This is a genomic window from Mycoplasmopsis californica, assembly GCF_000695835.1.
Classification (GTDB): domain Bacteria; phylum Bacillota_I; class Bacilli_A; order Mycoplasmatales; family Metamycoplasmataceae; genus Mycoplasmopsis; species Mycoplasmopsis californica.
In genome coordinates this window covers 66,182-92,096 of the sequence record NZ_CP007521.1, presented here as the reverse complement: position 1 = coordinate 92,096, position 25,915 = coordinate 66,182, and the positions used below count along the sequence as shown (strand labels likewise).

General features: G+C 29.6%; 31 protein-coding genes and 2 tRNA genes. 17 read left to right on the top strand and 16 right to left on the bottom strand.

Going from position 1 to position 25,915, the window contains the following annotated elements; genetic code table 4:
- Nucleotides 1-59: 59 nt before the first annotated feature.
- Nucleotides 60-431: a 50S ribosomal protein L7/L12 gene (rplL, locus tag MCFN_RS00450; RefSeq protein ID WP_038561080.1), complete on the bottom strand. Its 372-nt coding sequence runs from the start codon at nucleotides 429-431 to the stop codon at nucleotides 60-62.
- Between the two features lie 43 nt (nucleotides 432-474).
- On the bottom strand, nucleotides 475-978 hold the full coding sequence (gene rplJ, locus MCFN_RS00445; protein WP_081817272.1) for a 50S ribosomal protein L10: 504 nt from the start codon (nucleotides 976-978) through the stop codon (nucleotides 475-477).
- Between the two features lie 368 nt (nucleotides 979-1,346).
- Between rplJ and MCFN_RS00440 the strand changes: the two genes are divergently transcribed.
- From MCFN_RS00440 to MCFN_RS00430, 3 genes are read left to right on the top strand one after another with little or no spacing between them, the layout of a single operon-like run.
- On the top strand, nucleotides 1,347-2,126 hold the full coding sequence (locus tag MCFN_RS00440) for a tRNA1(Val) (adenine(37)-N6)-methyltransferase (protein WP_038561075.1): 780 nt from the start codon (nucleotides 1,347-1,349) through the stop codon (nucleotides 2,124-2,126).
- Nucleotides 2,126-3,664, top strand: a complete 1,539-nt coding sequence (gene metG / locus MCFN_RS00435; protein WP_038561073.1) for a methionine--tRNA ligase — start codon at nucleotides 2,126-2,128, stop codon at nucleotides 3,662-3,664. Before MCFN_RS00440 ends, metG begins: the two co-directional genes overlap by 1 nt.
- Nucleotides 3,665-3,676: 12 nt before the next feature.
- Nucleotides 3,677-3,958, top strand: a complete 282-nt coding sequence (locus MCFN_RS00430) for a putative quinol monooxygenase (protein ID WP_038561071.1) — start codon at nucleotides 3,677-3,679, stop codon at nucleotides 3,956-3,958.
- 111 nt (nucleotides 3,959-4,069) lie between these two features.
- Here the strand turns inward: MCFN_RS00430 and MCFN_RS00425 are convergent, their stop codons facing one another.
- From MCFN_RS00425 to MCFN_RS03535, 4 genes are all read right to left on the bottom strand, one after another.
- On the bottom strand, nucleotides 4,070-4,480 hold the full coding sequence (locus tag MCFN_RS00425) for a hypothetical protein (RefSeq protein WP_038561069.1): 411 nt from the start codon (nucleotides 4,478-4,480) through the stop codon (nucleotides 4,070-4,072).
- Between the two features lie 3 nt (nucleotides 4,481-4,483).
- Nucleotides 4,484-5,035: a ribosome recycling factor gene (gene frr / locus MCFN_RS00420; protein WP_038561068.1), complete on the bottom strand. Its 552-nt coding sequence runs from the start codon at nucleotides 5,033-5,035 to the stop codon at nucleotides 4,484-4,486.
- The gene (pyrH, locus tag MCFN_RS00415) at nucleotides 5,035-5,751 is read right to left on the bottom strand and encodes a UMP kinase (RefSeq protein ID WP_038561066.1); all 717 of its coding nucleotides are present in this window, start codon (nucleotides 5,749-5,751) and stop codon (nucleotides 5,035-5,037) included. The genes frr and pyrH overlap by 1 nt, the downstream gene beginning before the upstream one ends.
- Nucleotides 5,752-6,020: 269 nt before the next feature.
- The gene (locus MCFN_RS03535; protein WP_158419982.1) at nucleotides 6,021-6,284 is read right to left on the bottom strand and encodes a hypothetical protein; all 264 of its coding nucleotides are present in this window, start codon (nucleotides 6,282-6,284) and stop codon (nucleotides 6,021-6,023) included.
- A gap of 7 nt (nucleotides 6,285-6,291) precedes the next feature.
- On the opposite strand from MCFN_RS03535, the gene MCFN_RS03375 reads away from it, so the two are divergent.
- Nucleotides 6,292-6,969: a phosphatidate cytidylyltransferase gene (locus MCFN_RS03375; RefSeq protein ID WP_051604534.1), complete on the top strand. Its 678-nt coding sequence runs from the start codon at nucleotides 6,292-6,294 to the stop codon at nucleotides 6,967-6,969.
- A gap of 26 nt (nucleotides 6,970-6,995) precedes the next feature.
- Here the strand turns inward: MCFN_RS03375 and fba are convergent, their stop codons facing one another.
- The 5 genes from fba to MCFN_RS00385 form a co-directional block, all read right to left on the bottom strand.
- Nucleotides 6,996-7,862 (bottom strand): class II fructose-1,6-bisphosphate aldolase, encoded by an 867-nt coding sequence (gene fba, locus MCFN_RS00400; RefSeq protein ID WP_038561060.1) that lies wholly within the window; start codon nucleotides 7,860-7,862, stop codon nucleotides 6,996-6,998.
- A gap of 1 nt (nucleotide 7,863) precedes the next feature.
- Nucleotides 7,864-8,127 carry a DNA-directed RNA polymerase subunit delta gene (gene rpoE, locus MCFN_RS00395; protein ID WP_038561057.1) on the bottom strand — a complete coding sequence of 88 codons (264 nt, stop codon included), beginning with the start codon at nucleotides 8,125-8,127 and terminating at the stop codon, nucleotides 7,864-7,866.
- Nucleotides 8,128-8,195: 68 nt separating this feature from the next.
- Nucleotides 8,196-8,699, bottom strand: a complete 504-nt coding sequence (locus MCFN_RS03370) for a hypothetical protein (RefSeq protein WP_051604533.1) — start codon at nucleotides 8,697-8,699, stop codon at nucleotides 8,196-8,198.
- A gap of 74 nt (nucleotides 8,700-8,773) precedes the next feature.
- Nucleotides 8,774-9,004 (bottom strand): hypothetical protein, encoded by a 231-nt coding sequence (locus MCFN_RS00390; RefSeq protein WP_051604532.1) that lies wholly within the window; start codon nucleotides 9,002-9,004, stop codon nucleotides 8,774-8,776.
- Nucleotides 9,005-9,029: 25 nt separating this feature from the next.
- A complete protein-coding gene (locus MCFN_RS00385; protein WP_038561055.1) occupies nucleotides 9,030-9,461 on the bottom strand; it encodes a hypothetical protein in 432 nt (143 codons plus the stop codon).
- Between the two features lie 314 nt (nucleotides 9,462-9,775).
- On the opposite strand from MCFN_RS00385, the gene MCFN_RS00380 reads away from it, so the two are divergent.
- The 5 genes from MCFN_RS00380 (at nucleotide 9,776) to MCFN_RS03365 (ending at nucleotide 12,749) form a co-directional block, all read left to right on the top strand.
- Nucleotides 9,776-9,852, top strand: a tRNA-His gene (locus MCFN_RS00380).
- Nucleotides 9,853-9,910: 58 nt separating this feature from the next.
- On the top strand, nucleotides 9,911-10,294 hold the full coding sequence (locus MCFN_RS00375) for a YigZ family protein (protein WP_408633511.1): 384 nt from the start codon (nucleotides 9,911-9,913) through the stop codon (nucleotides 10,292-10,294).
- Nucleotides 10,275-10,847 carry a dephospho-CoA kinase gene (locus MCFN_RS00370; protein WP_038561049.1) on the top strand — a complete coding sequence of 191 codons (573 nt, stop codon included), beginning with the start codon at nucleotides 10,275-10,277 and terminating at the stop codon, nucleotides 10,845-10,847. The genes MCFN_RS00375 and MCFN_RS00370 overlap by 20 nt, the downstream gene beginning before the upstream one ends.
- 49 nt (nucleotides 10,848-10,896) lie before the next feature.
- Nucleotides 10,897-11,868 (top strand): DnaD domain protein, encoded by a 972-nt coding sequence (locus MCFN_RS00365; RefSeq protein ID WP_038561046.1) that lies wholly within the window; start codon nucleotides 10,897-10,899, stop codon nucleotides 11,866-11,868.
- A complete protein-coding gene (locus tag MCFN_RS03365; protein ID WP_051604531.1) occupies nucleotides 11,868-12,749 on the top strand; it encodes a P-loop NTPase family protein in 882 nt (293 codons plus the stop codon). The genes MCFN_RS00365 and MCFN_RS03365 overlap by 1 nt, the downstream gene beginning before the upstream one ends.
- 62 nt (nucleotides 12,750-12,811) lie before the next feature.
- On the opposite strand, the gene lysS is transcribed toward MCFN_RS03365, so the two are convergent.
- Nucleotides 12,812-14,278 (bottom strand): lysine--tRNA ligase, encoded by a 1,467-nt coding sequence (lysS, locus tag MCFN_RS00355; protein ID WP_038561043.1) that lies wholly within the window; start codon nucleotides 14,276-14,278, stop codon nucleotides 12,812-12,814.
- A gap of 131 nt (nucleotides 14,279-14,409) precedes the next feature.
- Between lysS and MCFN_RS00350 the strand changes: the two genes are divergently transcribed.
- From MCFN_RS00350 to MCFN_RS00320, 8 genes are all read left to right on the top strand, one after another.
- Nucleotides 14,410-14,486: transfer RNA gene (locus MCFN_RS00350), tRNA-Arg, on the top strand.
- A 202-nt stretch (nucleotides 14,487-14,688) separates the two neighbouring features.
- Nucleotides 14,689-15,660 carry a ribose-phosphate pyrophosphokinase gene (locus MCFN_RS00345; protein WP_171816657.1) on the top strand — a complete coding sequence of 324 codons (972 nt, stop codon included), beginning with the start codon at nucleotides 14,689-14,691 and terminating at the stop codon, nucleotides 15,658-15,660.
- Nucleotides 15,660-15,899 carry an RsmG family class I SAM-dependent methyltransferase gene (locus MCFN_RS03675; protein WP_051604530.1) on the top strand — a complete coding sequence of 80 codons (240 nt, stop codon included), beginning with the start codon at nucleotides 15,660-15,662 and terminating at the stop codon, nucleotides 15,897-15,899. The genes MCFN_RS00345 and MCFN_RS03675 overlap by 1 nt, the downstream gene beginning before the upstream one ends.
- 14 nt (nucleotides 15,900-15,913) lie before the next feature.
- Entirely contained in the window at nucleotides 15,914-16,318 is a 405-nt protein-coding gene (locus MCFN_RS03670) for an RsmG family class I SAM-dependent methyltransferase (RefSeq protein WP_051604529.1), read from the top strand.
- A 96-nt stretch (nucleotides 16,319-16,414) separates the two neighbouring features.
- On the top strand, nucleotides 16,415-16,756 hold the full coding sequence (locus tag MCFN_RS00335; RefSeq protein ID WP_038561037.1) for an MG284/MPN403 family protein: 342 nt from the start codon (nucleotides 16,415-16,417) through the stop codon (nucleotides 16,754-16,756).
- Nucleotides 16,749-18,167, top strand: coding sequence for an MHO_1580 family protein (locus MCFN_RS00330; RefSeq protein WP_038561035.1), 1,419 nt, complete (start codon nucleotides 16,749-16,751; stop codon nucleotides 18,165-18,167). Before MCFN_RS00335 ends, MCFN_RS00330 begins: the two co-directional genes overlap by 8 nt.
- The gene (locus MCFN_RS00325) at nucleotides 18,136-18,522 is read left to right on the top strand and encodes an MHO_1590 family protein (protein ID WP_038561033.1); all 387 of its coding nucleotides are present in this window, start codon (nucleotides 18,136-18,138) and stop codon (nucleotides 18,520-18,522) included. The genes MCFN_RS00330 and MCFN_RS00325 overlap by 32 nt, the downstream gene beginning before the upstream one ends.
- Before the next feature lie 22 nt (nucleotides 18,523-18,544).
- The gene (locus MCFN_RS00320) at nucleotides 18,545-19,357 is read left to right on the top strand and encodes an HAD-IIB family hydrolase (RefSeq protein WP_038561031.1); all 813 of its coding nucleotides are present in this window, start codon (nucleotides 18,545-18,547) and stop codon (nucleotides 19,355-19,357) included.
- A gap of 23 nt (nucleotides 19,358-19,380) precedes the next feature.
- Here MCFN_RS00320 and rlmD read toward each other — a convergent pair whose 3' ends face one another.
- The 4 genes from rlmD to MCFN_RS00300 all read right to left on the bottom strand — a co-directional run bounded on the left by rlmD (nucleotide 19,381) and on the right by MCFN_RS00300 (nucleotide 25,906).
- Nucleotides 19,381-20,706: a 23S rRNA (uracil(1939)-C(5))-methyltransferase RlmD gene (rlmD, locus tag MCFN_RS00315; protein ID WP_038561029.1), complete on the bottom strand. Its 1,326-nt coding sequence runs from the start codon at nucleotides 20,704-20,706 to the stop codon at nucleotides 19,381-19,383.
- Between the two features lie 253 nt (nucleotides 20,707-20,959).
- Nucleotides 20,960-22,729: a S41 family peptidase gene (locus tag MCFN_RS00310; protein ID WP_081817270.1), complete on the bottom strand. Its 1,770-nt coding sequence runs from the start codon at nucleotides 22,727-22,729 to the stop codon at nucleotides 20,960-20,962.
- Nucleotides 22,730-22,780: 51 nt separating this feature from the next.
- Nucleotides 22,781-24,808 carry a S41 family peptidase gene (locus MCFN_RS00305; protein ID WP_038561022.1) on the bottom strand — a complete coding sequence of 676 codons (2,028 nt, stop codon included), beginning with the start codon at nucleotides 24,806-24,808 and terminating at the stop codon, nucleotides 22,781-22,783.
- Between the two features lie 105 nt (nucleotides 24,809-24,913).
- The gene (locus MCFN_RS00300; RefSeq protein ID WP_038561019.1) at nucleotides 24,914-25,906 is read right to left on the bottom strand and encodes an ECF transporter S component; all 993 of its coding nucleotides are present in this window, start codon (nucleotides 25,904-25,906) and stop codon (nucleotides 24,914-24,916) included.
- Between the last annotated feature and the right edge of the window lie 9 nt (nucleotides 25,907-25,915).

Here is a 25,915-nt window from a genome sequence, read left to right as displayed (position 1 = left end):
TTTAATGTTGAAATAAAAAATAAAAAATCTCGCATATGCGAGATTAAATTGTTGTGAAATTATTTGAATTCTACTGTAGCACCAGCTTCAGTTAGTTTTGCTTTTAATTCTTCAGCTTCGTTCATTGAAACATTTTCTTTAACTGTTGCTGGAAGTGCAGAAACTAGTTTGTTTGCGTCCATTAGAGCTAATCCTAGAGTTTCTTTTACAACTTTAACAATAGCTAGTTTTTTGCCATTGTCAGCTGTAATAACAACATTAACTGATGATTTTTCTTCAGCAGCAGGACCAGCAGCAGGAGCTGCAGCAACAGCAACAGCTGATGGATCAATACCGAATTCTTCTTTCATTGCTTCAACTAATTCCATAACTTCTTTAATTGACATTTCTTTTAAAGCAGAAATAAAAGTATCTTTTTCTAATTTAGCCATTTTTAATTTTCCTTTCAATTTACTTAATTAAATATTTAAATAATTATTCACTTTCTTTTTCACTGTAAAGTTTTAAAGAAAGGGATAGTTGTTGTAAAGGTGCAATAAGCGAACGTGCAAGTATCCCCAATGCTTCTTCGTAGTTTGGTAATGAAGCAACCTCGGCAACACCTTGTGCATCAAGTACTTTTCCTTCGAAAATACCAGCTTTAAGCACTAATAGTTTGTTAGTTTTCGCAAAGTTATTTAAAACCTTAGCAGCGGCTAATTCATCTTCATTACTAAAAGCATAAATATTAGGCCCTACTAAATGATCACCTAACGATTCAAAATCAGTGCCAGTTAAAGCATGTTTGAAAATACGGTTTTTATAAACAACAAGTTCAACACCCGCTTTTTTAGCTTCGATACGTAAATCAGTTAATTCTTTAACTGTTAGTCCACGATATTCAGCAACAACAAGTGCTTTAGAATCAGCAAGTTTTTGTGAAATTAGTTTTGCTTGTTCTTTCTTCATTAATTTTGAATGTGTTTCTTTTGCTTGCATAAGCATCCCCCTTTCGTAAATAAATATCGCAATACGAAAAGTCAAAATATGTATGGATATACACTCGGTAACAAATTAAGTTTAAACAGTTACTGTCTTTATGTATTGCAAATGCAATTATATATTAAAATAATAATTTTAAAAATTTTTTAGTCATATAAATTCAATATGTATATAAAGCCATAATAAGTTAACTTTTATCAGTAAAAATACTGAAAAATTCGAATATTTTCACTTTATATCATTAATATATTTAGTTAAATAATAAAAACACCAAAATAATTATTATTGATATAATAAAAAAGATTTATTACTTACTAAATAATATTATCACAACAACTTATAATTCTTCACTATGATAGGCAAATATGGAAAAAAGGAAACTAGTAAAAAATTCACTTGGATTTGATTCGAATTTATACATTTATCAGGATAAAGATATGTTCAATTATTCAGTAGACACAATTTTACTGGGTAATTTTGTCTTTCTTAACAATCGGATTTTACGAATGCTAGAAATTGGAACAAATAATGGTGCTTTATCAATATTTATCAGTGAACGCAATCCGAAATTAAAAATTGATGCAATAGAGATTCAGTCAAAAGCTGTTGAATTAGCTGAAAAAAATGTTAAAATGAACAATAAAAAGGAGCAAATTAACGTTATTCACGCTGATTTTAATGAGTTTTATCAAGAACAAACCAAATTAAATGCAAATAAATACCAATCTATCGTAGTTAATCCACCATTCTATCCACCTGAAAATATGAAATTGAGTGCAAAAACCAGCGAAGAAATGATGATTGCTACTCATGAAATAAAAATAAATCTTGAACAAATTATTCAGGGCAGTGCAAAAATCATAGAACAAAAAGGATACTTGACAATGGTTATCCCTGTCGAAAGGATGGTTGATTGTTTTCAATACATGCGTGAATATAAATTTGAGCCAAAACGAATACAATTCATCATTCCGCGTGTGGATGACAAGCCAAAATTAGTATTAATTGAGTCACGTTATCAAGCTGGTTGAGGAGTACATTTTCTTCCAAATTTATATCTTCATGATCCTGATAACAAAATAGACCACGAGTACTTACCACAAATAAAAGAATTATATAAACCTAAAAAAGTTAAGGAGTTGTAATGAAAAAAACATTTTATATAACTACACCTATTTATTATGTTTCTGGTCCATTGCACATTGGGCATTTATATTCAACAATTATGGCCCGCATAATTGCTAATTATAAAAATATTATGGGCTATGATGTTAAGTTTTTAACAGGGAGCGATGAACATGGTCAAAAAATTCAAAATAAAGCTCTAAAATCTGGATTAAAACCTAAACAATTTGTTGATGAATTAGTCGAATCTTATAAAGAAACCTGAAAAAAATGGTCTGTTCCTTTTGACTTTTTTTCTCGTACAACTTCACCCCGCCATGAAAAAGTAGTAAAAAAAATTTTTAGCTGATTTTTAGAAAATGAATTTATTTATAAAGGCAAATACGAAGGATTATACTCGATTGAGGATGAAGAGTTTTTGACAAAAGCACAAGCTCTTGAAATTGACGGCAAATTTTACCATCCAAGTTCAAAACATGAACTGGTACAAATGAAAGAGGAATCGTATTTCTTTAAAATTGAAAAAATGCAGCAATGATGAGAAAGATATATTGCGCAAAATCCACAATTCTTGCTAACGGAAAAAACACTTAATGAAATTAAAGTCAATTTTGTTGAGCAAGGATTGTCTGATTTATCTGTAACACGTACAAATGTTGAGTGAGCAATCCCGATTGACGAAGATTCTAATCACACTCTGTATGTGTGGTTAGATGCATTATTTAACTATGTAACTGCACTGGGTTATGATCTTGATAATCCGAGCGATAATTACACAAAATACTGAAAAAATGGAGATGAAATAGTTCATATACTAGGAAAAGAAATTTCTAGATTTCACTTTATTTACTGACCTATGTTTATTCAAGCCTTAGGTCTAAGGCAACCTAATCACATTGTCAGTCATGGATTATTACGAGATAAAGATGGTCGTAAAATGTCAAAATCACTGGGTAATGCAGTTGATCCTGACTATCTTTTTGAAAACTATCACCCTGAAATGATTAAATATTACTTTGCAAGTCAAATAATATTCGGTGAAGATGGTAATTTTAGTGAAGAAAAACTAAGAGAAACTATTAATGCTGACTTGGTTAATAACTATGGCAATCTTGTATCGAGAACATTAAAAATGATTGCTAATTCTTTTCAAAATGGTACAAAATATACTCACTCAGACACTGCAATTCACCTTGAAATTGAAAACCAAATTAAAAAATTTCAAGGTGAATTTAGTGAATTGATGGATACATTTAAAGTTGATAAAGCATACCGCAAAATGATTGAATTAAGTTCTAAACTAAACAAATATATTGATGAAACTACTCCGTGAAAATTAACTGATAATTTAGATGAATTAAATTTAATATTAAACAGATTATTAAATGGTATATACGCTGTTTCATGAGCTCTGCAAGCGATTATGCCACAAAAAGTAGCAGAAGTTGCAACTGCATTAAATATTATTTCATTTGACAAAGAAAATATTAATAATTTCAATAAGTTTGATAATATTAAAACTGCTGATAAATTTATGTTTTTTGCTCGTTTAAAATAGAAAGGATGAATTATGATTTGTGTTGTAACAAAAGAAATAAAAATTAAAAAAGAGTCAAGAAAAGACTTTACAGAATATATTAAAAAATGAATGTATTTGTCAAAACAACAGGAATTAAACCTTTCAATGGATGGCTTTTGAATTTCTGATCGCTTCAGTATTATAGAACGTTGAAGTAGTGAGGATAGCTTCCATAAATTTACTAAAACTGCTGAATATAAAGATTTTTTGAACCAAATTGAACAATTTGGTATTGGCGAAATCAAAATTAAAAAATACAAAACACTAATTTAACAAAACACACAATAACCTGTGAGTTTTGTTTTTTATTATTTGCAAAATGAGCTTTATAATGGAGTGTAAATTTTATACAAAAATCTCCTCATTAAGGAGATTTTGATTATGCTATTGTTCATCGTTTTTATCATTTTTTGATTTTTTTGCGAGGTTTTTTAACTCATTTTTTTGTTGTAATTCATATTGCTCACGCCAACGTGGCAATGCAATAATTGAAGTTAAAATAAAAAATATATTAAACCAGGTTAGTAATTCATCTCCAAGTTCAAAGAAACGATAACGATAATAATTTAATGCAAATGGAATGGCAATAATATGCATAATTACAAACAGTATTAACAATGCAAGCATAGACCATATCAAACCATAAGCTAAAATTTCTCCGTTTTTTATTTTGCTACCATAAACCTGAGAAATAATTATTAAACTTAATAAGATTAGAAAAGCTAATGCAAAGCAACTTAAAGAAAACGAGTGAAAAATGAAATATAAAACTTTGTCTTTTTTATGCTTTTTCATTAATTAAAAACTATTTAGCTCTTTTTCTTTTTCAGCAGTCATTTTATTGATTACTTCAATTTTGGCATCAACCTCTTTTTGGACTGCATCTTGGTATCTTTTTTGTTCATCCTCAGTTAGTTCTTCATCATTTTTGATTGATTTCATCACCTCCTGACGAGCATTTCTGATACCAACTTTTGCCTGTTCTGTAAATTTAGTAAGACCTTTAATCAATTCTTTTCTTCTTTCAGAAGTTAAAGCAGGGAATTTTAGTCTCACTTGATGACCTTCATTGATTGGGTTTACACCAATATTTGCATCAGTAATTGCTTTAGTCACTTCTTTCACAATTGAAAAATCATAAGGTTTAATCAATAACTGTGAAGCTTCTGGGACACTAATGCTTGAAAGCTCTTCTAACTTAGTTGGAGTACCAAAATAATCTACTTTAATACCCTTAACAATCTGAGGATTAGCTCTCCCAGTAGAAACTTTTGATAACTCAAAACCGTAATGATTAATAGCTTTTGTTGCGCCTTCTTCAAATTCTAATAAATATAAATCTAGTTCCATTATCTAGTTACCTCCGTAAATTCAATAGTTCCTTCAATCGCTCTTAAAATTGCGTTTTCTTCTTGAATATCAAAAACAATAAGACCGATATTATTATCTCTGGCCATCGCCGTTGCAGTTAAGTCCATAACTTGCAATTTTCTTTCTAATATTTCATCATAAGTAATTTTGTCAAACTTCACCGCATTCGGATTAAATTTTGGATCGCTGTCATAAATTCCTTTAACGCCATTTTTACCCATCAAAATTACTTCTGCTTGTATTTCAGAGGCATAAAGAGTTGCGGCGGTATCAGTTGTAAAGTATGGTCGGCCAGTTCCTCCTGTAAAGATTACAACTTCACCTCGTTCTAAATATTTATCAGCTTTTTCGTTGATATAATATCCCGCTACACGTTCGTCAATGTTCAACGATGAAACGACACGAGTTTTAAGTCCAACTTTTTGAAAACCACTTTGCAAGGCTAAGCCATTCATAATTGTCGCGACCATACCTATATAATCAGCTCTGTTTCTAGGTATCCCATTTTTTTCGGCGCTAGCTCCTCTTCAAAAATTACCACCGCCTATTACCACGCTAACTTGGACGCCTTTTTCAACAATTTTTTTTAATTGTAATGCAATATTTTCGACAAGATTATAATCAATAGCTAAACTCTTAGACTTATTCGCTAAACCTTCGCCCGACAGCTTCACTAATATTCTTTTAAATTTCATTTAATTCTCCCGATATTTAATTATATTATATATAAAATTTATTCATACGCGCGTATGTAATAGCAGTATGTCTATAATTTTTCATCTACACTCATTTTTCAATGTATTTGGTAAAAAATAAAGAATAAATGTGTTTAATTCTTTATTTTATTTATTTAATAAAAAAGCCAATATATTTTATATGAAACCGGATGTAATAAAAAATCCCTTTGAATATACTTATTTAATTGGAACATAATAATTAACATAGTATAATTTAATTTAGAATATTATTTTATGAACAAATTTTTAGTAAAAAGAATAATGCCAGGTATTTTATTTGTCGTAATATTACTAGCAATGTTAATACCTTTATCAATTTTTTCACACAGCAATTTAGTTGCTCGTATTTTTTCTTTTGTATTTATTTGAACCATTTTGTCAATGATTGCCTGAGAATTTTTTACTGCTCAACGACTAAAAATATATTGATCTATAACGCTTACTTTTTTATTTTCGATTGTAGCTTTTTTGCCGCTCATTGAGACTACCATCCCGTGAATGACATCTCCTAAAATTGAACAAGAAAAATCTTCTATTCTTTTAGCTAGATTTATTTCTTATTTATCAATGGATCCTTTCATTATATTAGTCGCACTAGCCATATCGATTTTATTTGTAATTATTGAGTTATTTACGCGCACAAACACACGCCCTGTTGACCGTTTTACTCGTTTTCTTTTAGCTTTTATCACAACATATATCCTCGCAATATTTTCAAAAGTATTTCACGCATTAATTGTATTTGAAGGGCAGTGAAAATACTGATTATCTATCTCATTGATTGCGGCTTCAGTGGATACATTTGGCTATCTTTTTGGTTCAATGTTTGGCAAAAAATGAACATCGGTTCCTTTTGCCCCTCATATTTCGCCACGTAAAACCTGAGAAGGTTTTGTTGGCTCAATATTTATTGGGACGGCAACTGGGTTTGGATTGGTTTTTGCATTCGATTTGTTCAATCACATTAGCTTAAAAATAGCGTTTGCCTTAATCTCACCTTTTGTAGCAGTAATTGGAGATCTTTATTTCTCCGCAATTAAAAGGTTAAATGGTATAAAAGACTATTCAAAAATTATGCTTGGACATGGTGGAATTCTTGATCGTCTTGATTCGATATCCTTTGTCTGTGTATTCACATATATTATCTTGCTTATTAATACTATTTTTGTCGTTTAAAAAAACAAAACCCATTAGTTTTGTTTTTAGTTTGCTTTATTTTGCGAACCGAATTCAATAATCTTATCACGCACAGTCTCTTTAATAGCTTTTACTCCACTAGCTAATAACTTGCGTGGGTCGAAATTTTTGCCTTCAAGATCTTTATTTGCTAAAATAAACTCCCTCATTGCCGCGTGAAAGGCAACTTGTAATTCTGTATTGACATTTATTTTGCTAATACCTAATTTAATTGCTTTTTGGGTTTGGTCTTTTGGAATGCCAGAGCCCCCGTGCAATACCATTCCAATTTGGCAATTATTAGAAAGAGCTTCTAAACGTTCAAAGTTAAGCGATTTTCAACTTGCTGGATATTTACCATGAATATTCCCTACACCAGCAGCTAACATATCTATACCTAAACTTGTAAGAAGTTTTGCTTGTTCAATATCAGCTAATTCTCCTTCACTTGAAACACCATCTTCTTCTCCGCCAATAGCCCCAACCTCAGCTTCAACACTAATATTCAGTTCTTTACATTTTTTTACCAATTCAGCTGTTATTGAATAGTTTTCGACAAAATCTAGGTTAGAACCATCAAACATTATAGAATTAAATCCTGCCTCAATCGCTTTAATGCAACCCTGTGCTGTCCCGTGATCTAAATGCAAAGCAACTGGAACTGAGATATTAAGGTCTTTAACTAACGAACTCACAAGAGCAAATACAACATTATACCCGCCCATGTATTTAATCGCACCTTCACTAACACCTAAAATTATTGGCGAATTCATTTCCTGAGCCACCTCTAAAATAGATTTAGTTCATTCTAAATTGTTAATATTAATGTGTGGCACTGCATAACGTTGTTTATATGCTAGTGCAATCATTTCTTTTGCGTTTACTAAAGCCATTTTATTTTCCAAATCCAGGTCTAATTGATCATTTACCTTGTTGATTGCGAACAAAATTTGAATCAACAGTTAAAAGGCGATATAACTCGCCTAACTTATTAATTCTAATTTTTTCATATTCGACTTCTTTTTCTTCAGCTTCATTAAATCATTTAGATTTAAGCTCAGCTTCAACACCTTCAAAAAGAGTATTAAATTCAACATATACACCATTATCACACTCTTTTAAAGCGATTTCAGATACAATATCAAGCATTGTTTTCATATAACCCCCATTAAATTTATGCACATATTCCTCATTTAAGTAAAAATGCAGTTAAGCTGCAATTTTACTTATTTTCAATACAGAGTAAATAACCCATTCATGTATAAAGAAAGTAGGATAATGCAAATAATCGCAATTAAACACACGATGCCCAGTGTTAAGAATGCCGCTCAAGTTCAACCTACTCTTGGAACGTGGTAGATATAGTGAAGTGGCATATTTTCTGAACTTTCTTTTTTAAAACCTTTTATTACAGTAGTTAATTCTTTTGACTCTCGATTGCCATCACGAAGTAGATATGTCACAACAACTGCATCTTCTTCACGTCTTAATGATGTTGCCACAAAATTAAATTTAGATGTAGCTTGAACATCATCCAATGTGACTTCGCTTAATAATTTCTGTTCTTTATCAGTAATATAAACTGAAATTTCTTTAACCTCTGTGTTTAAGTCATCAACTGAAATTGACATTGTTTTTACCACAGGAGTTTGACGTTTTATTTCTTCTTCAACTTCTATTTTTTTTGTAATAACCGGTTGTTTTTTTGTTTTCGAAGAACTGACATCCACTAATTGTTCTCTATTAATAAACTCAATTGCTTCTTCATCTTTAATTTGAGCTTCTCTAACTTTTTCAAGAATTCTTATAGCAGTTTCTGGTGACGCTGACCTCTAAACGCTCCATCACGGTGGAATCAAACTTTTGAATCACCATCCAATGTGGTTGCTATTCTATTGAATTCCTCAACGCCTTCTGCAAAAGTTTTGAAATTAATAAGTTCTTTGCTATTTGCTTTTTTTAGATTAAAAGAAATATTTCTATCTTCATCAAATTTTTCAGAAAGATAAAATCTATTTAATTTTGTTTTGTCCATTTTTCCTCCAATTTCACTCGTAATATTAGTTTGCGTTTCTTACTAGAATCATTGTGCAAAGAAGTAATACAACTGCTAGTAATACTACTGTTAAAACAAATAAACCTAGAATTTTTTTATCTCTTGGGTCTGTGAAGTGAATAGTGTGATTTTGCTCCAACAAATCAGAAGCTATAATAAATTCCAAAACATCTGGCGTAGCAATATTTTTTTTATCTGCTAGTTTAATTAATGCTTCTAAGCCTCCTAAACTCAATGAACCTAAGGGCATTTTATTTTTATAAATTCAAACTCTTGCATCATTACCTTCAGTCATTTTTAATAATGCTTGGTGTAATTCTTTAATTGAGTCAAAATGTGTTTTTGCTGCCGTTGATGCGTCTTCTAAAACAAATTTTTGATCACTTTTAGACTTAGATTCATAAACAAAGTATTTTAATATTGTGTTTGTGGGCATCTTGTTCCCCTTTCTTTATAAATTTAAATTTAATATTTAATGTAATAATTATACTATATTTTATATCTCATATAAATTACAGCTTTTCTGTATTCACGCACAAAATTAACTACTTATTGCTTTTTTGAGTTGTCAAATATTAATACTTTTTCAGTATAAATTCAGTCAAATTTATAAAAAACAAATTAAAAACGAATATGAAAACTAAAATCAAAATATTAAGCATAACTTTATTACATCTATAGTGATTGACATATTTTTTCAAAAAAATTTCGCATTATTAATTTTTATAATATAATTTATTCACAAATATGGCGATTGTGGTGAAGCGGTCTAACACAGCGGGTTGTGGTCCCGTCATTCGAGGGTTCGAATCCCTTCATTCGCCCCATTTTTTTTATACCTTTTTTCTCTTTGCGTTTCATTAATTTATAATTTTAAAAATGCGCTTACAAGAATACGAAATAAAAAAATCAAGGTTTTATAGTGTTGCTATCACAATAAATTCTAAAGAAGAAATTAAGGATATCTACAATAAACTTTGATCCGAGCATAAAAAAGCTACTCACATTTGCTATGGATATTCATTTATAAAAAATGGGGTTGAAAATGCAGGATACGAAGATGATGGCGAACCTAAAGGTACAGCCGGAAAGCCAATAAGAGACTTATTAATAATAACTAAAACTAACAATCTTGTTATTTTTGTAATTAGATATTTTGGCGGGATTAAGCTTGGTGGTGGCGGTTTGATTCAAGCTTATCGAAATAGTGCAAATATAGCATTAAAGTCATATAGAAATGAGGACAGAAATGATAGCGTTAATCGGTAAAGTGGGAGTTGGAAAATCAACTTTTTTGCGAAATTCTGGTTTAAAAAAAGAAAAAATATTTATATGTGACGAATTTGTGGCAAAAGAATATAAAAAATATGGCATTTTGTATAATGAAATAAAACAAAAAATAGGTACTTTTTTATTAGACGAAAAAGGTGTTTCCAAAAAGAAAATTTTGAAATGATTATTCGAAAATACCGACAATATAGATAAATTAGAAAGAGTTGTATTTCCTAAAATTTTTGATGCGATAAAAAATGGGAATTTTGCGATTGTTGAAATACCAGTTTTAGTTAATAAAAATTTTAATTTTTTATCTTTGTTTTCTGCAGTTTTATGCTTATCTACAAGTGAGCAAAAACGATGAAAAAATATTCAAAAACGCTCTGTGGATAAATTAACAATAAAAGCAATAGATCAGAAAAACAGTACAATTTTAGCTAAAAATCAACTTTTTGGTCAAATACCTGTTGTGGATATCTATTTGGAGAACTTCGAAAGTTATGATCGAAATAAAAAAATTTTAGACCTTGTTAAATTAATCAACTAAAATGATTTTACTATCTGCCTTTAGGCCGGTTTTTTAACGGAGGTTTCTAATGTATAAAAGTATTACTTATCCATATTTTTCGGTTGAGAATTCTACAATCATCTCTGGCGAAGATTTGAAAAATTTGCGTAAGTTTTATGCTCCTATTTTAGGTGCACATGCTATTCTTCTATATGAATACCTTAGAGACCTAGCGATACAAGATGGAAATGAAATAGGTTTTTATGACTATGACAGTATCACATATATGTTGAAAATGGATATAAAAGATGTAAATAATGCCCGTACTATGTTAGAAGCTTTATCACTTTTAACTACTTATGTTGATAATAGGAATCGTAAAACCTTTTTTGTAATTGAAAAACCTTTAGATGCAGATGGTTTTAAAATGAATTTAATTTTAGCTAATAAGCTACTAAAAATTGTTGGTAAAGAAAATTATGATCGTTTAATTAATCGTAAACGCAATTACAAATTAGCTCGTGCAATTGAATTATTAGATAGCTCTGCTCGCTATGAAGATGTTTTTGATGCTGGAGAAGATTTTGATATTCTTTCTAATTCATTTGAATTTAATGAAGAAGCAATGAACACTCAGGTCATGAACGAACTTGTACAAGAAAAAATTGATCTCAATACTTTTGAATACCCAAATGTTTATGAGGCAATTTTGAAAACTGATTCTAGGTCTTTTTTTGGACAAATACAAGGTCAAATTCCAACTGCGGAAATTATAAATTTAATAAAAGATGCTTCTGATAAAGGTTTTAGTTATCAGTGTATTAATTTAATTTTCTTTTACGCTAATGAAGTCAATGGAAAAATTAATTATCAATATGTTAAAAAAATAATTAAAGACTTAATTGCAAAAAATATCTATGATTTTAATCCTCTTGAGAAATATATTGATTCACTTATCCGACAACGAAATAATGTTATTGTTAGCAAAAAAGATTTATATAAAGCTACATACATCACTTCCTTAGAACGTCAGCAAAATGATATGAATAGGTCACATTAATGAAAACACAAGAAACTACTTTTGACGGCATTATTATAAAAGACGTCAAACAATATCGAGAGCTTGCACAAAAAGTAGCTAAGAGTTCAAAACCATTTCTTCGGGTTATGGCAGATTTAAAAATTACTTGGGATGAATTTGATGAGCACTGTGATAAGTTGTTAGAATTAAAAGATATATTGGACGCCCCTAATAATTTTCCTTATAAAATAGAGGTTAAAAGAGATCGATTTAGAAAATTACAATTCTCAAAGACTATTGTTGATAATAACATTACCAAAAACATTAACCTAATTAATCATCTATGATTAAGCGATATAGCAAATGTTCGCACCAATTTAGAGATTTCAAAGACTGCAATCATTTCAGTTCAGCAAAAACAATTAGAAAGTCGAATTGAACTTCTTAAACAGTCATTATTACAAAAATCACATGATTTTCACGTAAAAAACCTTTTTATTGTTAATAAAAAGCCTATTCATTCTGCATCCCTGGGTCAAGCAATTGCGATCAATTTTGCAAAAGAAAAAATTAACTCAGCTTACATCACAACAAATACTCTTTTTAATCATCTTAAAAAAGGTTTTAATGACCCAAGGAATAACAATGTCGAAATAATAAATAAACTTAAAGAAGTTGATATTCTAGTTATTAATGATTTAGGAAATGAGCAAGCAAGTGCATGATTTCTTTTTGATGTAATTAGCGAAATAATTAAGACACGAATTGAAGCTAATAAGCCAAATATAATTTTTAGTACTCTTCTGTTAGAAGAGTTAAAAAATTACTATTCTAAACATAGGGCTTATGTTCAAGATGCACATAAGGTCAATTACTTAATAAATTTTATATCTGAAACATCAATTGAATTTCAAATATAAACACACATTTTCAGTCAAAAATGTGTGTTTTTTATTAAAAAATTAGCAAAAAGGTTATTTAACTACTTCTTAATTCTTCTTAATGTCGGAAATAATAATACATCTCTAATTGAACTGGTTTCAGTTAATAGCATGACTAAACGGTCAATCCCGATTCCACACCCACCTGTTGGCGGCATCCCATATTCAAGGGCGTCAATAAAATCTCAATCAATATCACTAGCTTCATCGTTGCCGGCTGCTTTCTCCTCAATTTGTTTTTTAAATCTTTCTAGCTGATCAATTGGATCAGAAAGCTCGGTATACATATTCGCATACTCTTTTGTATTTATGAATAATTCTGCACGCTCAGTGAATCTTGGATCCTCGCTTTTAGCAGAAAGTGGCGAAATTTCAATAGGGTGTCCATAAACAAATGTAGGTTGAATTAAATCTTCCTCAATTAACTCTTCATAAAGCGCATTTATAATGTGTCCAACTGAGTAAAATTTTTGTATTTTTGCTCCATATTTTTTAGCAACTACCACTGCATCCTCAAGAGTTATATTTCTAAAATCCACACCAGTTTTTTCATTAACTGCATCAACCATATTAATACGTTTAAAAGGTCTTGATAAATCAACTTCTACGCCATTATTAATGAATTTTCACTTACCTAATTTTTCACACAACTCTTTAAATAAAGCTTCAGTACGATTCATCATACCCTCGACATTTGAATATGCTTCATAAAACTCTATTGTTGTAAATTCGGGGTTATGTGTTGTGTCATAACCTTCATTTCTAAAAATTCTTCCTAACTCATAAACACGGTCAAATCCGCCTATTACAAGTTTTTTCAACGGAATTTCAGTTGCAATGCGCAATACAAATTCCTGATTCAATGAATTGTGGTGGGTTGTAAATGGACGAGCTGCCGCTCCAGAAATATAATCGTGTAAAAATGGAGTTTCAACGTCTAAGTAACCTAAATTATTAAAATAATCCTTAATTCACTGTGTTATTTTAATTCTTTTAATAAATTTGTCTTTACTTTCATCATTAACAATTAAATCAACATAACGACGTCTATATCTTTCTTCAGGATCAACAAGACCGTGATACTTTTCTGGTAGTGGTTTTAATGCTTTCGACAATAAATCAATCTTGTCGGCTTTGACAACAACTGCACCAGTCATTGTTTTCATCACTTCACCGCTTACTCAGATAATATCGCCGATATCAAAAGTAGAAACTAAATCAGCATACTCTAAGTTTTCTTTTTTGTTAAAGTATGCTTGAATTTTTCCACGAAAGTCTTTTATTACCAGAAATGGACCTCTTTTAGCAATTAATCTACCTGCAATAGTTCTTATAATGTGTTTTTCGTGCAATTCTTCCTTAGAAAAACTTGAAAATTCTGCTTCTATATCGTCACTGTAGCTAATTTCGCCCAGGTCATAAGCCTTTTTATAAGCGATAACATTTTCCTTTTCGTATTGAATTAACTTATCACGGCGAACTTGTTCTTGTTCAGTATATTTCTCCATTTTTTTCTCCTTTTAATATAGTTAATTTACTTTCTAATTGTACTAGATTATACACTTTATAATATCCCGATAATTTTCATTTCATTTTTTTACTTTTCAAAAACTAAAAAAGATATAAAATAATAGCACGTGGTCGCGTAGCTCAGCAGGATAGAGCACAAGCCTTCTAAGCTTGTTGTCAGAGGTTCGAATCCTCTCGTGATCGCCATTTTTTTATTTTTTTCATATAAAATACAAGATAATTTTGACTAAATACACCCTATATGCCCCGATCGCAACTTTAATCAACCTCTTAATCCAGATTTTTTATTAAACTATTTATTTTAAAGCACTGACACTCAAATATTTTTCAAACTTATACCTAAATTAAAATATATAATTGTACATATATTGTTAATATGGAGAAAAAAATGAAATTTGAGAATATTTTGTTATTTGGGATGCCAAATTGCCAGCCTTTAACAGAAAGAATTGCTAAAAAATTAGGAATCCATGCATCAAAAATTGAAAAAACTGTTTTTGCCGATGGTGAAAGAATGCTAGTAAGTACAGAAACAGTCAGAAGTAAGGATGTTTACGTTGTCGCTTCTACATCAAGACCTGTAAATGACAATTTAATGGATTTATTGTTGTTTATCGACTCACTAAAAAGAGCGAGTGCGCGTTCAATTACTATTGCATTAAGCTACTACGGGTATGCTCGCCAAGACCGTAAAGCCAGCGGGCGCCAACCAATCGGTGCTAAATTAATTGCTGATTTAATTCAAACAGCTGGTGCTACAAAAATTATTGCCGTTGATCTTCACAACCCTGCTATCCAAGGTTTCTTTAATATCCCAATTGATGACCTAAGGGGAGCTTATCCTATTGCACAAGCAGTTAAAAGTTTTAAAGAGCCATTTACAGTTGTTTCACCAGATCATGGGGGTACAATCAGAGCTCGTAAACTTGCTGAATTAATTTCTAATTCAATAAAAATATCAATTATTGACAAACGTAGAGTCGGAACAAACCAAACAGAGGTTATGGGATTAATTGGTAATGTTGAAGGTGAAAACACAGTTATTATTGACGACATTATTGACACCGGAGGTACTATTTTAAAAGCTGTAGATACACTTAAAAATCATGGTGCTAAAAAAATTGTTGTTGCAGCAACACATGGTATCTTTACACGTGGCTTTGAAATGTTTCAAAATAACCCAAATGTAAGCAAAGTCATTGTTACAGATTCAATAGATAATTCAGAGTTAGAAGCAAAATACGATAAACTACACGTAATCAGTCTTGACACATTCTTAGCAGGCGTGATCGAATCGTCTATTACGGGCAAATCTGTAACTGATTTATACGATAAATTAGCAAAAGATATAGCTAAGTAATGAACTCAAAAATTACTGAATATATTCATTTAATTCATGAATTTAACCAGCATAAAAATATATCTGGCTTTAAAACACTGCATGATATTGAAATCTTGGGTGTAAAAGACTCAATAAACACACTCTCAATCGCTGAAAAAGCGGGAGTTAATTTTGATAATGCTAATGTTGCCGATATTGGAGCTGGCGCTGGATTCCCTAGCCTACTTTTTTGCTTCAACGGGACAACTTTAAGTTAACTGTCATTGAAGGTATGGCTACTCGTTGCGACTTTTTAAATGACGTAAAAAATATTTTAAATATTTCAAATCTAGTTGTTTTAAACAAAAGATCAGAAGACACAATTTCACTTTCTGAATCATTTGATATAGTAACAGCCCGTGCAGTTTCAAGTGTTAAAAACATGTTCCTTTTAACTCATCATTTATTAAAAATCGATGGTATACTGTGTCTGCCAAAAGGGAAAAATTATATAGCTGAAGTTGAAGAATTATTAAATCTTTTTCCTAATGAAAAAAATAATATTTCAATTCACGAATATAAAAATGATTCAAATGAGATCTCAGCAATTGTTTTAATTAAAAAAACCAAAAGCACTCCTAAAAAATGACCATTGAGTTGAAAACAAATCTCAAATTACAAATCAAAAGCTCTTTAAGGGCTTTTTTATTGAATTTTTACCATAAAAATGGTAGTTTTTTCCAATTTTAAATAAATTTCAAAATTCTTCAATATCTATAAATGAAAGGAAAAAATGAATTTAATAAACAACCAGTTTAGTGGCGCAACTATGAGCCCCCATCAAAGATACAACGTGGTCAAGGCGTTGGCATCATTGGAAAAAGACAATATAACAAAATCACTTGACCCAATCGAACTTAATCCGAATGCATTTGAAAAAGCTAATAAGAAATATTCAAAATTTATGCAGACCCTTCGTTTATTAAGCCCGGCAAGTGAGCTTATTATAAAAAATGAATTCTGCACTAAAACATATGATAAAGAATGATATGACAAACATTTTTCACGGACCACATACTACAAAAATAGAAAAAAAGCTATAGAGGAGTTTTTGTATTTTTACCTTAATGAATAATCCAGTTGTTGAAAATACAACTGCTCAAATTAACAAAACAACTATTGAGCCATATCATTTTATAACTAAAAAAATATCAAAATGAAGCAATGCAATAAAAGACCAAGATTATAAGTTCGATATTTATAAATTTGGCGACTACTATGTAAACAATTTAGGTTATCAAATATTACGGGGGCGGATTGATGTAAGAAGATTTTTTAATAACGATGCTTTTGTTGTTGCTTTTGTAATTATTGCCCCAAGGATTCAAGATAAAGAAAAATGAGAAAAAACAATAAATACAAATGATATTATCATTAGTGTTAATAATAAAATAATTGATAATAAAGCCGTTAAAATACAACATGCTGAGTACACACTAGATTATCGTCCGGATACTTTGGATACTTTATTTAACTTTCAAAAAACCTCAATTAGTAGGAAACCAGAGGGTCCAATAGATGTTTATTCCGTGGTATTAACCAGTCAACAACTCGGCATTAAATTTAGCGAACTGAATTCCTTGATAATGCAGTCTAGCGATAATGCTGAAATTTGAGAAGTGAAAAAATCGGATAATAAAATTTTTAATTATCGGGTAAGCGCTATTGATGACAAGGTAAAAATAAAAATACCTGAACGTTATCAATTTGATTTCGGCGAACTTAATAACGACACATTAAGTACAGATAAGTTCTATATAAATACTGAAATTTCATTAAAAAAACTTAGTCACAAAAATTTAAACCATTTAGCAACATCAAAATCTTGATTAGAAGATGATGTTCATAAATACAAGGGAGCTAATGAATTAGAGGATGAATATTTTTGACCCCATTTTTGATTAAGTGATTATGGTACTCAATTTCTAAAAAACTCTTCACTGCCCGACTACGGTATAAAAAATTTTGATGGCCCAGTATGATCAAACTTAACAACAAAATCAAACATAAATAAGAAGATTCAACACAATTTATATAGCGGTTCCGAAGATGTTGTTGAATATTATTATAACGCTCCAACCAGGTATGATTATTCAACAAAAACAATAATTGATGATTCCGATAGTGATACAAACGGATTATTCATCCCTTATAGTCAAGCTGGCGAAATTAAAACTTCTTATAATTGATTCTTCAAAAATAAATACAACAATAATGACGCGGACTTAATCAAAGTACAAATTTTAAACAAGAACTTGATTGATAAACCTATTTTAGATTTTGTCAACGGCCAAATCTCCTTGTCAATTAGTGATAGTCCCATCGAACCTAAATTATTGCGATATTCGCTTGATACTAAACAAATTGAAACATATATAAAAATGAATCCTGTTGACCCTAGCTACTTTGAAAAATTCCGTAAAATAGCTAAAAATACTGAAAAAGAAGCAAAAAATGAAGAAAAAAATTCTAATACCATTAGTTAGCGTGGGTTTAATCGGAGCTATTGTTGTGCCTGTTGCAGTAATATCAGCTACTCGTAAATCAGGTTCAAAAATAGAAGAAGCGGAATTTAAAAATATTAACTCTGAAAATGTGTTTCCTAAATTAGAAAATGACGATATCTATCAGTGTATTAGGTATAACGGCAATGATTTTTGACTAGATAAAAGTATTATTGATAAAGTAGTTAGATATGTGAGTTCAAACTTACAAACTAACGCCGACACTTTTGATTTTTCATATAAATGAATAAATAAATATACGATTATTTTTGACTTTGTAGTTAAGAGTGGTGTCGAAACCTATTCACACCAGTATAAAATTGAAGCAAAAATGTAAATAAGTAGTCTATAATTAAAATATGATTTTAAAAGACATTAAAATGGTTTTTATTGATTTAGATGGCACAAGTTTAGACAGTAGAAAAAAAATGTTAAGCCCTCAAAACATTAAAGCAATCAAAAAATATGAAGAACGCGGAATTAAAGTCATTATATCTACAGGTAGATCTTTAAATCCAACAACACTTAAAATAACCTCTCAGATAAGTGAAACGAGAGATATTATTGCCTGAAATGGGGCAAAAGTTGTTAAAAATTTTGTTGAGGTTTTTTCAGCGTCAATTGATCCTCAAATAATTAATGATATAGCTTCATTAATGCAGAAACACAAAATTAACGCCATTGTTAACTCAGATTTTAAAAAACAAACATACACTGATTGTCTATTTATTTCTTGTGCAATTAAATTTAAAAAAGGAACAGTCAATAAAATAAGTGACTTTAACCCACAAGAACCAGTGTATAAAATTATATTTTGGTCTAGAAACAAAAAGAAATATATTCTTTTTAAACAAGAATTGATTTTAAAATTTAGTAATCAATTAAACATCGTTAGTTCAAGACATAATCATAGTGAAATTTTGGAAGTAACAGATATTAAAGCGTCAAAGGGTGATGGTAATCTTTTATTTGCTAAATTATCTAATATAAATAGTGATAATTGCATCCATATCGGTGATACCATGAATGACTCAACAACAATTGGTAAAATGAAATATGTGATCGCAATGAAAAATGCCACAAATAACTTTAAAAAGGTAGCTACTCATGTAAGTCCGTTTAGTTACAAACGTGGTGGGTTGGCTAAAACTTTAAAACATTTCTTGGGATAATACAAAAAAAGACCTAGTTGGTCTTATTTTTTGTTTCTAATCAAGACTCCAACCAATTCAATGTGATGAGTTTGCGAAAACATATCACAAGGTTGTAAAAAAACTAATTTATAACCATTATTTTGCAATAAATCTACGTCACGACACATAGTATGCACATTGCAAGAAATATATCCTATTTTTTCAGGTTGCATTTTTACAATGGTTGCTAAAAAACTTGAACTCAATCCTGCTCTCGGTGGGTCGACAATAACCGTTGTAACTTTTTCTTTAACTTTAAAAATAGTGCTATTTACATCACCAGTTATAAATTCTGCATTATCAACCCCATTTAGTTTGGCATTTTGAATAGCATTTAAAACAGCTTGATTTATTATTTCTAAACCATAAACTTTTTTCACTTTATCAGCAATTCTCAATGCTATTGACCCAGCCCCTGAGTATGCATCAACCACTACATCTTCATTGGTAAGTGATAAATTATCAATTAATGTTGTGTATAAAATATTCGCTTGTTGCGTGTTAACTTGAAAAAAACTATTTCAACCATAATTTATTTGAACATTACCAACCAAATCTTTTAGCGAAGCATCGTCACAGAGTAATGTCTGGTAATTCATTTTTTTCTTATCGTTCCAGGTTACAATTATATTTTTTATATTACTATTTTGACTGATAAATTCCCGAATAAAACTTTCAGTAAAGAGCATTTTATTTTTGACATTAAATATAACAAGCATTTTATTTTCTAATTGCGAAAATCTAAATGTTATCGATTCCAATAAATCGCCCTGTCTTACTATTTTATAATACTTATTAATATTTTTTTGTAGCCATAAAATTACTTTATTAATCTCAGAATATGCTAAATCATATGAAGATTGCTCAACTAAATCATGAGTATTTTTTCTGTACAATCCAAGTTTAATTACATTATTAACAACTTTTACAAATACAGTTAATTTATTTCTATAGCCTCATGGTTTTTGATTAGGAATTATTTTTTTAACATCTTCAAAATGAATATTACGCCCAAATAAATACGTTACAAAATTTTCCTTGAATTCTAACTGTTTTTCATACGGTAACATTGCTAGCGATGTTGAGCCAGAATCCATTAGCGCTTCATTAATAACTTCTTGACGTATCGGGGATAAAACCACTCTTTTGATAGAGCGAGCAAATCCGAACTTATTATTAGCTTTTTGAATAAAAATATCTGCTTTTTCACCAGGTAATAAATTTTCAACGAAAATAGAATAGTTATCTATTTTAACTACACCCATTCCTTCATATGAAAGTTGAGTTGCTTCAACATCTTTTAAAATTTGACCCTTTTTAAATTCCATAATATTTTAATTATATAAAAAAAGATGCAATAGCATCTTTAGTGATTAACATATAAGATAAGTAAAGATAATAAACATTACGCATAAGGTTTATTGAATTATTTAAGTGAAAGGAGCAATATACTCTTAAGCAACGATTCCTGTGGATATCGTAATCGTTCAAATTAGGAACGCATCGTAATCATTATAACACTAGTTTTAGTTTACACAAAATAATTTTCGCCCTTTTTAAAAAATATATTAATAAATGTAACTATTTTTGTATTTTTTTAGAATCCTGACTTACAACTTCATACAGTCTGGTTGAATAAAAATCTTTATAGTCTAACTTAATGTCTGGCTCTACGCCATCCTCTGTATATGGTAAATCTTCAACTGAATTAGGTTCAACATCGCGCGACCCTGTAAATCCATTTGTGCTTGAAATATCAACATTAGTGCCGTCGGGTAGTACCGTCGGGAATACAGAAAACATCCCACCACCGCTTTTTTGGCCAATAACTTTTGCTATTTTTGTGTTTTTAACTATATCGGCAAATAAATTGGCCGCACTAAATGTATTAATTCCTGTTAAAACATACCAATTATACTGAGAATATGAATCATTTTGATTGTATTTGCCATCGCCATTAGTGTCGATATTAAATTTAGTTTCTATATAACTTTGTGAAATTCTATCCTGTAATCAAAATGACAGCTCTTTGTTAGTCAAAAATCCAAGTGATTTTTGCAATGCAGCTAATTCTCCACCACCGTTTAATGAAATGTCTAAAATTATATTTTTGATTCTATTTTCAGGGTCTTCTTTTCTAATTTGAGATATTTTATAATCTAACTCTCAATAAGTGTCGTGTCGTCAACGTTCTTGGGTGTTATTTTGGTTAATAGTTCCAATCTTGAAATCATCTAAAATTATTCTTGCTGTATCACCATAAAATTGAAGAGCATTTCCTTTATATGCTTTTTCTCTTTTCGAAAATAAAAGTTGCATAGTTTGTTGATGATCTGAACGTTTTTGTGAATATTCTTCCCCTTCTTCATTAATTATATTAGTGTACTTATTTGCAAATGAATGTGTAATTAATCTCGAGTGTAAATCGTTAAGGTGTTTATATCAAAGATCTATATATGCTCGTCTATATTCGCGCTCATTTGTGCTTAAAATTTTTTCTTTTAGCTTAATCTTATCAATGAATTCATAAAAATTATTTACATTATACTTAGCATAAATTCTTTTTGCTAGTCCATAATAATTATCAAATAAAAATGCCATAAAATTGTAATTATTTTGGCGCATCAACGGATTCTCCTGAGCGGACGTTTTATAAAACTTAATGTACGAAGAAGGCATGTCAGCACGATTTGCTCGCGACTCATCAAATGATGAACCTAAGAAATTAACACCATTAAATTGTAAATTGTAATAATTTGGCGAGCAAAATAATAAGTTAAAAATCGAAATCGGTAAAAAGACATCACCATCTTTAACCACAACATCTATACCGTACTTTTTGAATTCAAATACACGCAAGTTCTTGCCGTTAAATGTGTAATAGTCCTCTGAATTTGTTCTTAGGAATTGATTATAATCTCTCACCTCTGATTGTTTAACAAATGAAAATGCACTCGCACTTTCAAATTCGACCTGCTCATTTTCACCATTAAAAATCAACTTTTGTTGATTAGCTAAATAACTCACAACATTTTTATTATTTTTATTATTTTTTGATATCAAATTAAGATCAAATAATCCACTTAATTTAGTTATAACCTCACCAACGTTTACATAATAATCTTTGTTTACTTTATGTTTATAAAGATTGATATTATTGCTTGTTATTGAGTATGCTGAACTAATATTATTAAAATTTTTAGCACCTAAATCTTCCAATTCTTCGGGAATATTTTTATTTATTTGTTTCTTTCAAATCGTTTTAGGTTGTAGGCAACTCTGAGTCAATAATACAACTGGCAGAGTTAAAGATAATATCCTAAAACTTTTTAGTGTCCTTAGATTTTTCATAATTTTAATTTTATACTAATTAAAAAATAGTGCAAATTATGCACTAAATTCTTAGTTAACAGGCTTCATAAGCTCTAAAATATTGTCTTTATAATAATCATCATATGAAAGTGTGTAATCTACTGGAACTCCATTTTCTGTATAAGGCATTTCTTTTTTAAATTTAGGACTATAATTTAATCCTCCAATCCATGCATTTACACTTGAAATATTAACGTTTGTTCCATCCGGTAATACTGTCGGCATAATAGCATACATTCCCCCGCCACTTCTATTACCTATTATTTTGGCGGTTCCTGATACTTTAGCTCAGTGTGCAAATAAATTTGCAGCACTAAATGTATTTCTACCAGTCAAAATGTATCAATTATACTCAGGAAAACCATCATTGCCATTAAATTGATTATCTTCATTAGTATCTACACGGAATTTCATATCAGTGTATTGGTTTGCTAAGTTATTCTGAATATATAGATGTATAGGTTTATTACTTAAAAATCCAGCAACTTGTTGCATAGCAAGTGAAGAACCGCCGCCATTTATTGAAATATCAATAATTATATTTTTCACTTTATTTTCTTTATCATCAGCTCTAATTTGCTTAATTGCGTCTTTGAATAAGTAAAATGAGTCGTAAAATGGTCAATATTTTCTTTCAATTTCCATACTTGGTAAATGATGAAATTGATTAAAAATAATTCGAGCAGTATCACCAATTATATGAGTAATTTTATTACTATAAAAATGTCCATTTGGAGATAAAGTATTTTGCCTTAATTTTATAATCTTTTCAAGCGTTTTGCTTGCTTCAACACTTTTTTGTGGAATTATATGAGACCCCGCCGCCAAAGAAGCATTCTTTCTATAATAGGAATTAGTTAATAAGGTTGAATGTAAGTCATTAAGGACTTGATTTCATAAACGCTGATACGCATTATTATATACAGTAAAATCAGTACTTAGCAGTGCATCTTTTAACTTTAATGATTCGGCTAACTCATAAAAATTTTTAACATTGTAACGTTCATAAAGATCGTTTTTAATACCATAAAAATAATCAAACATCAATGCTAAGAAGTTGTAGTTATTTTTTCTTTGTTGAAGATTTTCAGAATTAAATCTTTTTAAATCATAAAATTTAGCAAAACCTGAAAATTGTTTTCAATTAACTCTTGCATTGTTATCTGAAACTAAAATTTTACTTCCATTAAATTGTAAATTGAAATAATTATTTGACAGAAATATTAGGTTAAGAACTGATAACGGAATATACACTTCTCCTTGGTCAACAATTAAATCAATATTGTATTTGCCTAAATTTATCTCCCTTAATTCATTCGGATTATCTAATAAAAAATGATTTCAACTTTCAAATTTTAGACGAGGGTGAAGAGCTACTTTTGAAAAGTCAGGTTTCAAAAACAAATTATTGTAGTATTTATACTGAATTTTGTCAGTCTTTTCATTGAAAATCAATCTGTTTTTAAGGTCAATATTATAGGTTATACTTTCATTCGTTTTAACTGCGTTATTTAAATTACTACCCAAAAAATATGTTGTGATCAAGTTAGCAACATATCCATATGATACATAAACATCTTGATTTTTATTGTGTCGATAAAGCGGTATTCTGACATTATTATTCAAATTATTCTGTTCTTCATAAACAGACTCTAAGGCAACATTATCTATATGCGTCAATGTATTTTTTACAGTCTGATCAACAAATTTTTGTTCTTTTTTTGCATCAAAAATTTCTTTATTGGTTTGAGTGCTTGTTCCACTGTCGCTTTTTCCTTTATCTGGGCTTGGGATAAGTTTTTTAGGCTTTGTTGGATCTAATGTTTTTTTGGGTTTGGTATCTTTAAGATTTGAGTTTCCAACGGATGGCTTATGATTTTTATCCTTAACATTGCTATTGTTCATTTCGTTTATTTTGTCAGAATCATCCGTCAATGGATTCTGCTGTTGCGACTCATTTGATATTGTTTGTTTAAAATTAAAACAAGAAACACTTACTATTGCCGGTAAAATTAGCGAACTACTTAACAAAATTTTTTTAAATTTAATTTTAAACATCATAAACCTCCCTCTTGTTAATTCATTATACTAATAAAATTCTATATATGATTAAAAACTTATAATTAAATTCGATATTTTTTAATAAAAATATTAGACTGCTGTCTAATATGTAATATTGCGATTTTTATAAATTGATGGAGCAATTATTTTATAAGTGAAAAATATAATAAACATATTTCCTCATATTTTCACAGGGCTAAGAACAATATGTTGAAACATATATACAAATAGAGAACCTTCAGAGTTAGACGTCTCAATACTTTGCTTCTCTGCAAAAGATAGAATAGGAACATTAAATAACTCGATTAAAGCTGAAAAAACAACAATCGGAACAATAATTAAATACAATTTCGAATTCAATTTAAATCTCGCTATTAAAATAAACACCAACATTGCCAAATATCCTGAAACCATCATAATAATTAAAGCTATTCTATTTGGCACAATACCTTTTTGAATGGTTACATTATCAACTTTATAACCCACTATATAAGTAACTAGCATTATAACCGTAACTAAAATAGATATGCAAGCAAACATATTAATATTCATCAAAACACTTGTTCTTTTAGCTAATTTATGTTTGCTGTTTTGAGCAACATAAAGACTGATTACTTTATTTTCTAATTTTCTTATATTTTTTTGGTTATCGACTGCATCGAGCGACAATTTATCAATCTTTTTCAGTATTCTTTCAATCTTTTCTGTAATCAATGTATCTCTAAACTTACCACCGAACAAAAAACGAATAAGTCTTAAAAATACTCAGCTTATCATGCCAGGAATAATCCCGTCTAACATTGCGGCAATAGTAAAATAAAAATTGTAATAAGTAGGAACCAATGCAAAAGAAAATAAATCAGAAACTAAACCAACAAAAGCTCCGATAACTGGCCCAAAAATAAAGCCGGTTATTTTAATTGGTAGTCCTATAATACTAATTTTATAGGCCGGTAAGGAAACTATTGGCATTAGCTGAAAAACTATGAGAAAAAAAGCAACCGAAATTGCGATTAAGATTGCAATAAACGTTATTTTTCTAATAGATCACTTTGAAAATGATCTAAAATCATCATCAGGTCCTCTGTATTCCATATTTGTAAT